This window comes from Nonomuraea maheshkhaliensis, assembly GCF_039529435.1.
Lineage (GTDB): Bacteria > Actinomycetota > Actinomycetes > Streptosporangiales > Streptosporangiaceae > Nonomuraea > Nonomuraea maheshkhaliensis.
Genome location: NZ_BAAAMU010000009.1, coordinates 35,860 through 49,766 on the forward strand (window position 1 = coordinate 35,860; position 13,907 = coordinate 49,766).

Sequence of the window (13,907 nt, forward strand, 5' to 3'; positions counted from 1 at the left end):
TCTAGATCGTGATGCGGCCGGTGACCAGGCCGGCGATGCCGAGCACGGCTCCGGCGGTGACGACGGCGAACAGGAGCAGTTCGGGACGGGAGAAGGGACGCAGGCCGCGTTCCCTGCGGGTGAGGACGAACAGGATGGTGCCGGGGGCGTAGACGATGCACGACAGCAGCAGGAACTTCAGCCCGGCCGCGACGATGAGGAAGGCGGTGTAGAAGGTGGCCAGCGCCGCGACCGCCAGGTCCTTGCCCCGTCCGCCCGGCTCGGCGTCGTACGTCTCGCCGCTCAGCGTCAGGCGCAGCGCGTACCCGGCCGCCAGCAGGTAAGGGATCAACGACAACGCGCTGGTCAGCTCCAGGGTGAAGGTGAAGGCGTCGTCGGAGAACAGGGTGATGAACAGCACGGCGGTGATGAGCGCGCTGGTCATCACCAGGGCCGCGACCGGCGTGTTCCGGTCGTTCTCGCGGGTGAGGAAGGCCGGCATGTCGTCGTCCTTGGCGGCCACGAACAGCACCTCGGCCGCCATCAGCGTCCAGGCCAGGTACGCGCCCAGCACCGACACGATCAGCCCGACCCCGATGAGCCCCGCGCCCCAGGCGCCGACCACGGACTCCAGCACACCGCCCATGGAGGGCTGACGCAGCCCGGCCAGGTCGCCCTTGGGCAGCACGCCGTACGACAGGAGGCTCACCGAGGCGAACAGCGCCAGCACGGCCAGGAAGCCCAGCACGGTGGCCCGGCCGACGTCGGAGCGCTTGCGGGCGTAGCGCGAGTAGACGCTGGCCCCCTCCACGCCCAGGAACACGAAGACGGTGACCAGCATCGTCGCCCGGATCTGGTCGAACAGGGTGCCCGCGGAGTCCCCGGCGCCGCCCCACAGGTTCGCGCCGAAGACGTCCGCGCGCAGCGCGACGGCCACGATCACGACGAACAGCAGGATCGGGATGAGCTTGGCGACCGTGACGATCTGGTTGATCTTGGCCGCCTCCCGTACGCCGCGCAGGATGACGAAGTGGAAGGCCCACACTCCGGCCGTGGAGATCACCACCGCCGCGATCGTCGCGCCTTCGCCGAAGGCCGGCACCACCAGGCCGAGGGTGGACTTGATCAGCACCCAGTAGGTGACGTTGCCGACGCAGGCGCTGGCCCAGTAGCCGAAGGCGGAGAAGAACCCGGGGTACTGGCCGAAGCCCTCCTTGGCATAGGCGTACACGCCGGCGTTGAGGTCGGGCTTGCGCACCGCCAGGGTCTGGAACACGAAGGCCAGCATCAGCATGCCCACCCCGGCGATCGCCCAGGCGACGACCGCGCCCAGCACCCCGGTCGCCTGGGCGAAGTTGCGCGGCAGCGAGAACACGCCGGCGCCGACCATGGACCCGACCACCATCGCGGTCAGGACGGGCAGCGACACCGCGCGCGTGGCGCCGGTCTTCGTCGCGGTCTCATCCACGGTGCGGCCTCCCGTCCTCGCGCCGGCCTTCCGGAGGTCCGTGTTCGATCCTGAAGCCGGTGAACCCGTACACGACGCTGAGCAGTGGACTGGCGATGTTGAAGAAGCAGAACGGCAGGTAGGCCAGCGTCGGCACGCCCAGCACCGCGCCCATGAACGCGCCGCAGGAGTTCCACGGCACCAGCGGTGAGGTGACCGTGCCGCTGTCGGCGGTCAGCCGCGACAGGTTCGTCGGCGCCAGGCCGCGCTTGGCGAACTCGGCCCGGTAGACCCGCGACGGCAGCACCAGCGCGATGTACTGGTCACCGGCGATGATGTTGAGCCCGAACGCGCTGGCGAACACCGCCACGAACAGCCGTCCGGTGCCCTTGGCCGCCCGCACCATCGGGTCGATCAGCCGGTTGAGCAGCCCGAACTCCTCCAGCAGAGTGCCGAACGTGACCGCGCCGATGATCAGCCACAGCGTCGGCAGCATGCTGTCCATCCCGCCGCGTGACAGCAGCCGGTCCACGTCCGCCAGGCCGGAGCTCTTCTCGTAACCGTTGGCCATCGCCCGCCAGATCGCCTTGATCCCGGCCACGACCGGATTCAGCCCGGGCTCGCCGACGAACGCGCGGATCACCGCGGGCTGGGTGAGGATCCCCATGATCCCGGCGAAGACCGCCGCCGCCATCAGCGCCAGCGCCGGCGGCACCTTGCGCGCCGACAGTACGACCAGCAACACCAGCGGCAGCAGGTTCAGCGGCGTGATCCAGTAGATGTCGCCCAGGGCGTTCAGCTCGCTGCCGGTGTCGCCCAGGTCGGTCGCGGCCGGCCCCCACATCCAGCCGATCAGCAGGAACAGCACGAAGCCGATCAGGAACGCCGGGATCGAGGTCCAGGCCTGCCGCTTGATGTGCTCATAGACGTCGACCCGGACCATCTGCGCGGTCAGCACCGTGGTCTCCGACAACGGGGACAGTTTGTCCCCCAGGTACGCGCCCGAGATCACCGCGCCGGCGGTGATCGGCGCCGACACTCCCAGCATGGTCGCGATGCCCACCAGCCCGACGCCGATCGTCGCGGCCGTGGTCCACGAGCTGCCGATCGACATCGCCACGATGCCGCAGAGCAGCGCGGCGGCGGCGTAGTACCAGCCCGGCGACAGCACCAGGATTCCGTAGTACACCAGCGTCGGGATCGTCCCTGACATGTTCCACGTGCCGATCAGCGCGCCCACCGCCAGCAGGATGAAGACCGCGCTGGTGATCGACGACAGCGCGCGCTGCCCGCTGGCCTCGACCTCCTCCCAGCGGTTGCCGTTCTTCAGCACCACCAGCATCGCGACCATCGCGCACAGCACCAGCGCCACCTGGATCGGCCCGTTGAGCGCGTCCAGGCCGAACAGCGCCAGCGACCCGCCGATCAGCACCACCAGCGCGCCCAGCACGATCACCAGATCGGCCGCCGACGGCGGGCGCACCGACCTGCCCGTGTCCTGCCGCGTATCGCCTTCTGTGCTGTCGCTCATCGCCTCGTCGGCGGCGTGCCCGCCGCCCTCGCCTCTCGCCGTCCGGTCTCACCCGGGTGGTGCGTTCACCGATCGTGTCCACGGGGACACCGTGGGACATGGGGGGTGATCTACCCCGTCGGCCGTGGCGGCAAGGTTCGCGGCGGGTCAAGTTCGTGCTATGTCGGCCGTCAGGTCCTCGACGATGCCGTAGCGGGCGTAGCGGGCCTGCGTGATGAAGGCCCAGTAGCGCTCGCCGAAGGACCAGTGCCACCACTCCGTGGGGTAGTTGACGAAGCCGGCGGAGATCAGGGCGTCGCCCATGATGCGGCGGTTGTTCCTGGCCTCAGGTGAAATGTCGGGCGCGTCGGTGTAGCAGTTCTCGTCGCTCTCCGGAGGTGTGGCGTTGACCGCCGTGCCCATGTCCAGCTCGACGCCGCCGGAAGAGCGCAGGGTCAGATCGACCGCGCCGCCGGTGGAGTGGGGGGCGACTTCGGGCGGGGAGACGTACCTGCTCGCCTCGATCCGGGCGCTGGCGTCGTCCAAGTCCGGATGCGCGGCCCGCTGGCGGGTGACGGCGGAGGCGAAGTAGCGCCGCTGCAGGGCGGCGGGGCGGAAGCCCTCGATGATCAGGAAGCGCAGTTCGCGCGGCAGCCTCGTCTGCGCGACGACCAGGCGGTCGGCCACGCTCTGCCGGACGTGCGCGTACGCACTCGCCTCGTCGGCGAGGCGCGGATCCACCCGGACGGCCTCCAAGGTACGCAGATCCACCAGTGGTTCCGCGCATTCCTTGACGGGGACCTCGGCGATCCGCGAATCGGACAGGAACACGATCTCCCGCATGGAGCCCTCCGTTGCCGGCCATGGACGCTCTGACCTGAGACGTCAACGCCATGGTGCGGCGGCCTGCTCCAAAAACTCTGCAAACGATCAGAAGGGCTTGTCCTTCAGCAGCTCGTCGTACTCACGGCAGCCGTGTAATCGGAACGTCTCCAGCGCCTGCGACCAGATGGCCTCGGCGGTGACGTCGTCGCCGAACGCCCGGTGCACCAGCGCCAGGTCACGCTGGGTACGGGCCTTGAAGGGGCGGATCCGCAGCGTCTCCCACAGCCCCAGTGACTCCTCCAGCCGGCTCTTGGCCTCGTACAGCCGCCCCTCGGCCAGGTCGAGCTCGCCGAGCGTGCGCAGGGTGCAGGCCTCGCCCCAGCGGTCCTGCAGGGCGCGCATGGTGGCGAGCACGTCTTCCAGCGGTTGCCGCGCCTGGTCGTGCTTGCCGAGCCGGAGCCACGCCTTGGCCAGCGAACGGGTGCAGTAGGCCACCATCAGCCGGTCGCCGAGCGGGCGGAAGATCTCCAGCGCCTGCTCGCACAGCTCAGCGGCCTTGTCGTGCTCGCCCCTGGCCCGGTGGTACAGGGAGATGCTGCGCAGGGTCAGCCCGGCGCCGCGGCGATTGCCCACCTGCTGGTAGAGCTCCAGCGAGGCGGTCAGATCCGCCCAGGCCGCAGGATAGTCCCCGCGTTCCAGGCGTACCGTGCCCGACAGCCGTTTGACATGGGCCAGGGCCGCCGTGTCGGCGAGGTCGTGCAGGAGCGTCCCTGCCTGGCCGAGGAAGTGCAGCGACTCGGCGAGATATCCCTGCTCGCGGCAGGCCTCGCCGAGCCCGGCGAGGGTGGTCGCCTCACCCCGGACGTCCTTGGCCGTACGGAACAGCGACAGCGCCTGACCGAGATACTGGCGGGATTCGGCGAAGGAGTCGCGCGCGTAGTAGAGGTGGCCCAGACCGGCCAGCAGGGCCGCCTCGCCCGGGACGTTGTCCATCCGCCGGGCGACCGAGAGCGCCGCGTCGTTCATCCGGCGCCAGGCCGCGAACGGGTCGTCGAAGATGTACTGGCTGCCTTCGAACGCCGCCGCCGAGACGGCGCAGGCGAGCTGGATGGCCAGTTCGTCCAGTTCCATGGCCGCCGCCAGCTCCACGCTGGCGATCAGGGCCTCCTCCTCGCTGCGGAACCAGGCGTGCGGATCGGCCAGCGCCGGCCTGGTGGCCTCGTCGTCCACCGGACGGGCCAGGCCGGGCGCGGCGCGCATGGGGATAGCCCCGGTGGGGGCGGCCTGGCTCAGCCGCTCGATCAGCCACAACCAGCCGCCCAGGACCCTGCTGACCGTGGCCGTCAGCTCCTCCGCCGGCTCCTCCGCGTGCGCGCGTTCGGTGGCGAAGAGCCGGATCAGGTCGTGCAGCCGATAGCGGGCCTGGCCGGCCGCGTCAACGTCCGCCTCCTCCAGGAGTGAGGCGTCCACGAGATGCTCCAGCAGCTGCTCGGCCTGGCGCGGGCCGGTCTTCAGCGCCGTCGCGGCGACCCAGAGCGGGAAGCCGGGCAGGCCGAGCAGCCCGAGGCGGCGCAGGGCCGTCTTCTCCGCGTCGGGCAGCATGGCGTAGCTGAGCGCGATGCTGGCCCGCACTTCCTGGTCCCCGGCGGCCAGTTCGTCGAGCCGGTGCTGTTCGTCTTCCAGCCGGTCGGCCAGGCGCCGCGCCGACCACTGACGTCGTGAGGCCAGCCGGGCGCCGGCGATGCGCAGGGCGAGGGGCAGGCCACCGCAGCGCACGACGATGTGCCTGGCCGCGTCGAGGTCGACGGTGATCCGCTCCTGGCCGGCGATCTGGGCCAGCAGCTCGACGCTGTCCTCGGGAGGCAGGACGCCCAGGTCGATGAGGGTGGCGCCGTCCAGTCCCGCCAGGCGGTTGCGGGAGGTGATGATCACGCCGCAGCCGGGACCGCTGGGCAGCAGGGGCCGTACCTGCGCCTCGGAGCCGGCGTCGTCCAGCACGATCAGCTTGCGCCGGCCGGCCAGCAGGGTCCGGTAGTGGTTGACGCGTTCTTCCAGGGTGGAGGGGAGCTGCGTGCCGGGCGGCTGGAGCTCGCGCAGCAGGCGGCCCAGGATCTCCGCCGGGTTGGCCGGGGTGTGCGTCGTACCGCGTAGTTGCACGTGGAGCTGGCCGTCGGGGTAGAAGCGCGCGAGCTCGTGTCCGGCACGCAGCGCCAGGGCGGACTTGCCGATGCCGCCCTGCCCGCAGATCACGCAGACCGGCGTGGTGTTCGGCCTGGTGAGCCGGTCGCGTAAGGCGGCCAGCTCCTCCTCGCGCGCGGTGAAGTCGGGGGGCGCGGAGGGCAGTTGCCGGGGCGCGACGGTTCTGGCCGCGCCCAGCAGCGCGGGATCGGAGTGCAGGATCGCCTCGTACGTACGCCGCAGGTCAGGCCCCGGCTCGATGCCCAGCTCCTCGATCAGCGCCCGCCGGCCCTGCTGGTAGATCGTGAGCGCGTCCGCCTGCCGGCCGGCCCGGTAGAGCGCCACCATGAGGTCCCGGCGCAGCCGCTCCCGGATGGGATGGACCGCGACCAGCCGGGTGAGCTCGTCGATCAGCCCCTCGACCCCGCCGGCCGCCAGGTCGGCCGCGATCCGCTCTTCGAGCACCGCGAGCCGCAGTTCCTCCAGCCTGATGGCGTCCGGGCGCAGGCCGGTGTCACCGGTCCCGCCCAGGGCCGGGCCCCGCCACAGGGCCAGCGCCGTACGGAAGAGGCCGACCGCCTCCTGGTGGCCTCCCGTGCGCGCCGCCTGCCGTCCCCGCTCCACGAGCCGCTCGAAGACGTCCTTGTCCAGGGCGTCGGGTGGGATCTTCGCCAGGTAGCCCACGCGATGCGAGGCGATGATCTCCGGCAGGCCCGCGCCGTCGAAGGCCCGGCGCAGCGAGGCGACATAGGTCTGCAGCACGCCACGGGCGGTCGGCGGCGGGTTCTGCTGCCAGATCGCCTCCATCAGCCGCTCGACGCCGACCGCCCGGCCGGCGTCGAGGAGGAGGGTGGCGAGCAGGGCACGCGGCTTGGGGCCCCCGAGAGCGACCTGCCGCCCGTTGTGCCACACCTCGACCGGACCCAGGAGCCGCAACTCCATCGGTTTCCCCCCCACAGGGTTCGGCGGACCTTGAACCAAACACTATGGGCACGGCGGTGAGGCTTTCCAGAGGCGCCGCCGGACAGCGCGAAGGACCCGGACTGTGCCGGGTCCTCGCGTCCTTCTTTACGGTCAGGCCATGATCTGCGCGAAGCCGCCCCAGCCGTGGCCGACCTCGCGAGGCTCACTGCCCGTATACGGCTGGCCGTCGTCGCGGACGAAGTTGTTGCTGTACAGCATCAACTTCCCGGCCGAATTCACCGCCAGCAGATCCGTGAACCCGTCGCCGGTGACATCGGCGGGAACGACCTTCGAGAAACCGCCCCACCCGTGACCGACCTCACGAGGCTCACTGCCCGTATACGGCCGGCCGTTATCCCGGACGAAGTTGTTGCTGTAGAGCATCAGCTTCCCGGCGGAATCCAGCGCCAGCAGATCCGTGAACCCATCCCCGGTCACATCCGCAGGAATGATTTTGGCGAAACCACCCCACCCGTGACCGACCTCCCGAGGCTCACTGCCGGTGAACGGCCGGCCGTTGTCGCGGACGAAGTTGTTGCTGTACAGCATCAACTTCCCGGCCGAATTCACCGCCAGCAGATCCGTGAACCCGTCGCCGGTGACATCGGCGGGAACGACGTTCGAGAAACCGCCCCAGCCGTGACCCACTTCCCGAGGCTCACTCCCCGTGTACGGCTGGCCGTTGTCGCGGACGATGTTGTTGCTGTAGAGCATCAACTTGCCGGCGGAATCAACCACGAGCACATCCGTGAAACCGTCTCCAGTGACATCCGCGGGAATGGTCCTGGCGAAACCACCCCACCCGTGACCGACCTCCCGGGGCTCACTCCCCGTGTACGGCTGACCATTGTCCCGGACGAAGTTGTTGCTGTAGAGCATCAGCTTCCCGGCCGGGTCCACGGTGAGCAGGTCGGCGTACGGGTCACCCGTCACACTGTTGCCGGGCAGCTCCACGGGCTCCGACATCGACCACACCGCGTTCGCGATGGCCACGCCGTCCGGCGTCTCTTCCGTGTATCTGTTGGGATAGGCGGAGACCTGCACCTGCTGGCAGACCTTGCCGATGGGATCGTTGCGCCAGTCGAACCGGAGCATCTTGCTGAGGAATTTGTTCGTCGCGTAGACCGGATTCAGGATCTGGTCGACCGTTCCCCAGCCCTGCGAGGGACGCTGCTGGAAAAGCCCGACGCTGTCGTCGGCGCCGTAGGTCAGGTTGCGGATGCCCGATTCGACGATGGTGGTGGTGATGGCGATCTGCGCGGCCCGGACCGGCAGGCCCCTGCTCTTCACGGTGGCGATGATGACGCGGGCGCAGGACACCCGGTAAGCCGTCATCGAGCCGCGCAGGTCACCGGGTAATTCTCTGTTCAACCGGGTCGCCATGCTGGCGTCGGCCGAAGTGGTTCCGTTCCTGTCGCAGGGCACGGTGTCCGCGGCCTGCGCGGGAGCCGAAGTCATCAGGGCGACGGGCACCGAGAGACACAGGGAGAGAAGAAGGGATCGGATGAGGGCAGGTCGCATGGGTTGCTCCACGAGTGATGAGGAGGGGCCCCGTGCCGGCCGCCTGGGCCGGCACGGGCGGGGACGCGGTCAGGCCAGGATCTGGGCGAAGCCGCCCCAGCCGTGGCCGACCTCGCGAGGCTCGCTGCCGGTGAACGGCTGGCCGTTGTCGCGGACGAAGTTGTTGCTGTACAGCATCAGCTTCCCGGCCGAATTCACCGCGAGCAGGTCCGTGAAACCGTCCCCGGTGACGTCAGCGGGGACGACCTTCGAGAAGCCGCCCCACCCGTGACCGACTTCCCGAGGCTCGCTACCGGTGAACGGCTGGCCGTCGTCGCGGACGAAGTTGTTGCTGTACAGCATCAGCTTCCCGGCCGAATCCAGCGCCAGCAGATCCGTGAAGCCATCCCCGGTGACATCGGCAGGAATGACCTTCGAGAAACCGCCCCAGCCATGGCCGACCTCGCGAGGCTCGCTGCCGGTGAACGGCTGGCCATTGTCGCGGACGATGTTGTTGCTGTAGAGCATCAGCTTCCCGGCGGTGTCCACGGTGAGCAGATCCGTGAACCCGTCGCCGGTGACGTCGGCGGGAATGACGTTCGAGAAACCGCCCCAGCCATGGCCGACTTCCCGAGGCTCGCTGCCCGTGTACGGCTGGCCATTGTCGCGAACGATGTTGTTGCTGTAGAGCATCAGCTTCCCGGCGGAATTCACCGCCAGCAGATCCGTGTACCCGTCGCCGGTGACATCGGCGGGAATGGTCCTGGCGAAGCCGCCCCACCCGTGGCCGACCTCGCGAGGCTCACTACCGGTATACGGCTGACCGTTATCCCGGACGAAGTTGTTGCTGTAGAGCATCAGCTTGCCGGCGGTGTCCACGGTGAGCAGGTCGGCGTACGGGTCGCCCGTCACGCTGTTGCCGTCCCTCGGCTCCTCGGCGGTCCCTCCGACGGGAGCGCTGTAGCCGACGATGTCGATGTTGGAGCGGCTGTAGGAGTTGGCCTTGATCCGGTCGCCGCTGTTGCCCTCGATCGTGTAGACCGTGCTCCCGTTCGCCGAGCTCACGATGCCGACGTGGTCGATGTCGCCGCTCTGGTCCCAGTCGAAGACGATGGAGTCACCGGGCTGGGGGGTGTAGCCGCTGCCGCGGGTGTGCCACGTTCCGTACTTGACGCCGTAGTCCTTGAACGACGACGCCCATCCCGTGAGTATGCCGCCGCCGGTCTCGGGCACATTGGCGTGCGGAACGCGAGCCCGCTGCCAGACGTATTTGGCGAAGTCGGCGCACCAGTCGCTGTCGCGCCACTGGACGCCGTCACTCGACGGGCAGCCGCCGGCGGGCTTCCACGTACGGAAATAGCCGGTGTAGTAGTTGCAGCCGCTGCCCATCGGCGATTCGTGATTGCGCGACGAGTTGCCGAGCTGGTCCTGGGCCGCGGCGACGATGGCCGGGCGGGAGACCGCCGACGCCTGCGTCGCGGAGAGCGCGACCACGCCCAGGGCGACGATGGGAACCGCCAGCATCGAACGGAGGGCGCGGGATAAGAACGCGGTGTGCTGTTTCATGCTGCGAAGCCTGCGCCGGGCTTCTGCAAACCCGGTTCAAACGCGCTTGAACGTCTTTTCCCGCACCCGGCCCGTGGAGACCGCCGCCCTGTCACGCACCGTTCCCACCGGCCGTTCGGCCGTCAGCACCGGCGCCACGGGCGGCGCCGGTGCTGCCACGGAGGGCGGCGGCCCTTCCGGTGCTGCCGCGCAGGGCGGCGGCCCTTCCACCTCAACGCCTCATTGGACGCCGGTTACAGCGATTTTCCAGCGGCGTGGGCGACCTTCTCCCATCCGCCGGTTCACAGGGACAGCGCCTCCGGCCCGAGCAGCGCCTTGATGTCGGCGGCGAAGCTCGGCTCGGCGTTGACCGGCCATTCCGGCAGCGCCATCACCATGACCTTGCCGGCCGGCCGGCGCAGGTTGACCTGCAGCGGTACCTGGCCCTGGTGCATCTTCAGCACCTGCCGCAGCTCGTCCAGCAGGGTCGGCGTGATGCGTTCCTCGCGCAGCAGCAGGGTGATCGGAGCGCCGGACTCGCTGACGCCGGACACGTCGATGATGGTCATCTCGTTCGCGAAGATGCTGATGGCGCCGTCGCGGTTGTTGATCTGGCCGCCGACCGACACCACGATGTCCGGCCGCAGCTCCGGCCCGTACAGCTCGTAGGCGCGGGGGAAGAACAGGCATTCGACGGCGGCGTCCATGTCCTCCACCGTGAGGATGGCCCACGTGTTGCCCGCCTTGTTCACCCGCCGGTCCACCTTCGTGACCAGTCCGGCCACGCGCACATCGCCGCGGTCGTCGCGCCCGGAGTCGAGCAGGTCGACGATCGTGGTGTCCCGGTTGCGGGCGAGCAGCCGTTCGGTGCCGGCCAGCGGGTGGTCCGACACGTACAGGCCGAGCATCTCCCGCTCGAAGTCGAGCTTCGTCTTCTTGTCCCACTCCATGTCGGGGATGGCGATCGTGAACGCCGCGTCGTCGCCGGCGTCGTCCATCCCGCCGAACAGCGAGTCCTGGCCGTGGGCCTCGTTCTTCTTGATGTCGATGACGGACTCGACGGCCTGCTCGTGGATCATGAGCACGCCCTTGCGCGGGTGGGACATGGAGTCGTACGCGCCCGCCTTGATCAGCGACTCGATGACGCGCTTGTTGCAGGCCGTGAGCGGCACCTTGGCGAGGAAGTCGTTGAAGTCGGTGAAGCGGCCCTTCTCCGTGCGGGCCTTCACGATGCCGTCCACGACGTTCTCACCGACGTTGCGGACCGCGCCCATCCCGAACCGCACCTGCGTGTCGCCGACCGCGACGAAGTCGAGCTGGGAGTCGTTGACGTCCGGCGGGAGCACCTGGATGCCCATCTTGCGGCACTCGGCCAGGTAGACGGCCGCCTTGTCCTTGTCGTCACCCACGGAGGTGAGCAGGGCGGCCATGTACTCGGCCGGGTAGTTGGCCTTCAGGTAGGCGGTCCAGTAGGCGACGAGTCCGTAGCCGGCGGTGTGGGACTTGTTGAACGCGTACCCGGAGAAGGGCAGCATGACGTCCCACAGCGCCTGGATGGCCTCGTCGCTGTAGCCGTTGCCGCGCATGCCGGCCTGGAAGTTGGCGAACTCCTTGGCCAGGATCTCGGGCTTCTTCTTGCCCATGGCGCGGCGCAGCAGGTCGGCGCCGCCGAGCGAGTAGCCGGCCAGCTCACGGGCGACCGCCATGATCTGCTCCTGGTAGACGAGCAGGTGGAAGGTCGGCCCGAGGATCGGCTCCAGCGCCTCCTTCAGCTCCGGATGGATCGGCTCGATGTCCTGGCGGCCGTTCTTGCGGTGGGCGTAGTTGGTGTGCGCGTTGGCCGCCATCGGGCCGGGCCGGTAGAGGGCGAGCACGGCGGCGATGTCCTCGAACCGGGTCGGCTCCATCAGCTTCAGCAGCGAGCGCATGGGGCCGCCGTCGAGCTGGAACACGCCGAGCGTATCGCCGCGGGCCAGCAGCTGGTACGTCTTGACGTCGTCGAGCGCCATCGTCAGGGTGTCGAGCTCGACGCCCCGGTTCTGCTTGATGATCTTGATGGCGTGGTCGATGATGCCCAGGTTGCGCAGGCCCAGGAAGTCCATCTTGACCAGGCCCATGTCCTCACACGACGGGTAGTCGAACCCGGTGATGACGACGCCGTCCTTGTCCCGCTTGTGCATGGGGATCAGGTCGAGCAGCGGGGTGGAGGACAGGATGACGGCGGCGGCGTGCACGCCGGTGCCGCGGATCAGCCCCTCGATGCCGCGACCGGTGTCGATGACCTTGCGCACGTCGGGGTCGTTCTCGTACAGGGCGCGCAGCTCGGTGCCCTCGTTGTAGCGCGGGTGGTCCTCGTTGAACATGTCCGCGAGCGGGACGCCCTTGCCCATGACGTCCGGCGGCATCGCCTTGGTGATCTTGTCGCCCATCGCGAACGGGTAGCCGAGGATCCGGCTGGCGTCCTTGACGGCGGCCTTGGCCTTGATGGTGCCGAACGTGTTCACCTGCGCGGTGAACGCGCTGCCGTACTTCTCGGTGACGTAGGCCACCATGCGGTCGCGCTGGCGGTCGTCGAAGTCGAGGTCGACGTCGGGCGGGTTGATCCGCTCGGGGTTGAGGAACCGCTCGAACAGCAGGCCGTGCTCCAGCGGGTCCAGCTCGGTGATGCGGGTGGCGTACGCCACGATGCTGCCGGTCGCCGACCCTCGTCCAGGGCCGACCGGGATGCCGTTGTCGCGGGCGTACTTGCAGATGTCGGCGACCACGAGGAAGTAGGAGGAGAACCCCATCGGGCCGATGACCTTCATCTCGGTCTCGTAGCGCTCCATCACCTCGGCGGGGATCGGGGTGCCGTACCGCATCGCCAGTCCGGCCTCGCACTCCTTGCGCAGCCAGGACTCCTGCGTCTCCCCCTCGGGCACGTCCGGGTAGTCCGGCATCCGGTCCACCTGCTTGAACACGTCGCCGTAGTCGCCGATCATCTCGGCCACGAGCAGCGTGTTGTCGCACGCCTGCGGCAGCTCGGGGAACAGGCGGTACATGTCGTCGGCGGACTTGAGGTAGTAGCCGGACCCGTTGAACCGGAACCGGTTGGGGTCGTCCTTGTTCTTGCCCACGCCGACGCACAGGAGGCTGTCGTGCGCGTCGGCCTGGTCCTCGGTCACGTAGTGGGAGTCGTTGGTGGCGAGCAGCGGGATGTCGAGCTGCTTGGCCAGCCGGAGCAGGTCCTCGCGTACGTCACGCTCGATGTCGATGCCGTGGTCCATCAGCTCCAGGAAGTAGTTCTCCTTGCCGAAGATCTCCTGGTATTCGCCGGCCACCTTGACGGCCTCGTCGTACTGGCCGAGCCGGATCCTGGTCTGCACCGCGCCGGACGGGCACCCGGTCGTCGCGATGATCCCGGACGCGTGCTGCGAGACCAGGTCCTGGTCCATGCGGGGCTTGGAGTAGTAACCCTCGAACGAGGCCAGCGACGACAGCCGGAACAGGTTGCGCAGCCCGTCGGCATCCTTGGCCCACATCGTCATATGGGTGAACCGGCCGCCACCGGAGACGTCCTTGCCACCCTCGCCGTCCGCCACCCCGGTCTCCGCGCGCTGCCCCCAGAACACCGGCTTCTTCACGAACCGGCTGTGCGGCGCCACGTACGCCTCGATCCCGATGATCGGCTTGACCGGGGAACCCGCCGCGACCTTCTGGAACTCGTACGCACCGAACATGTTGCCGTGATCGCTCATCGCGATCGCCGGCATCTCCAGCCGCTCGGCCTCCTTGAACAGCGGCTTCAGCTTGGCCGCACCGTCCAGCATGCTGTACTCGGTGTGCACGTGCAGATGCACGAACGACTTGCTCACCCGGTCCCCTTAACGCTCGCCCCGGCAGACTTACCGCACGAGCCTATTCCGTCTAGTGGGGCAGTTGGGGCGTTGCGCCGCCCGGCGGCATGCTTGCGAAATTCAG

The 13,907-nt window shown here is 68.9% G+C and carries 7 protein-coding genes; all 7 read right to left on the reverse strand.

Annotated features, from left to right (window positions below):
• Position 1: 1 nt before the first annotated feature.
• Positions 2 to 1,447, reverse strand: coding sequence for a basic amino acid/polyamine antiporter (locus tag ABFX54_RS08530; RefSeq protein ID WP_346102941.1), 1,446 nt, complete (start codon positions 1,445 to 1,447; stop codon positions 2 to 4).
• Entirely contained in the window at positions 1,440 to 2,957 is a 1,518-nt protein-coding gene (gene nhaC, locus ABFX54_RS08535) for a Na+/H+ antiporter NhaC (protein ID WP_346102943.1), read from the reverse strand. Before nhaC ends, ABFX54_RS08530 begins: the two co-directional genes overlap by 8 nt.
• A 147-nt stretch (positions 2,958 to 3,104) precedes the next feature.
• Positions 3,105 to 3,779 carry a M15 family metallopeptidase gene (locus ABFX54_RS08540; RefSeq protein WP_346102944.1) on the reverse strand — a complete coding sequence of 225 codons (675 nt, stop codon included), beginning with the start codon at positions 3,777 to 3,779 and terminating at the stop codon, positions 3,105 to 3,107.
• 87 nt (positions 3,780 to 3,866) lie between these two features.
• Positions 3,867 to 6,881 carry an AfsR/SARP family transcriptional regulator gene (locus tag ABFX54_RS08545; RefSeq protein WP_346102946.1) on the reverse strand — a complete coding sequence of 1,005 codons (3,015 nt, stop codon included), beginning with the start codon at positions 6,879 to 6,881 and terminating at the stop codon, positions 3,867 to 3,869.
• A 132-nt stretch (positions 6,882 to 7,013) separates the two neighbouring features.
• Positions 7,014 to 8,423, reverse strand: a complete 1,410-nt coding sequence (locus tag ABFX54_RS08550) for an FG-GAP repeat domain-containing protein (RefSeq protein ID WP_346102947.1) — start codon at positions 8,421 to 8,423, stop codon at positions 7,014 to 7,016.
• Positions 8,424 to 8,492: 69 nt separating this feature from the next.
• On the reverse strand, positions 8,493 to 9,968 hold the full coding sequence (locus ABFX54_RS08555) for an FG-GAP-like repeat-containing protein (RefSeq protein ID WP_346102949.1): 1,476 nt from the start codon (positions 9,966 to 9,968) through the stop codon (positions 8,493 to 8,495).
• Positions 9,969 to 10,249: 281 nt separating this feature from the next.
• Complete coding sequence (gene dnaE, locus ABFX54_RS08560; RefSeq protein ID WP_346102951.1) at positions 10,250 to 13,801, reverse strand: DNA polymerase III subunit alpha; 3,552 nt, start codon at positions 13,799 to 13,801, stop codon at positions 10,250 to 10,252.
• Between the last annotated feature and the right edge of the window lie 106 nt (positions 13,802 to 13,907).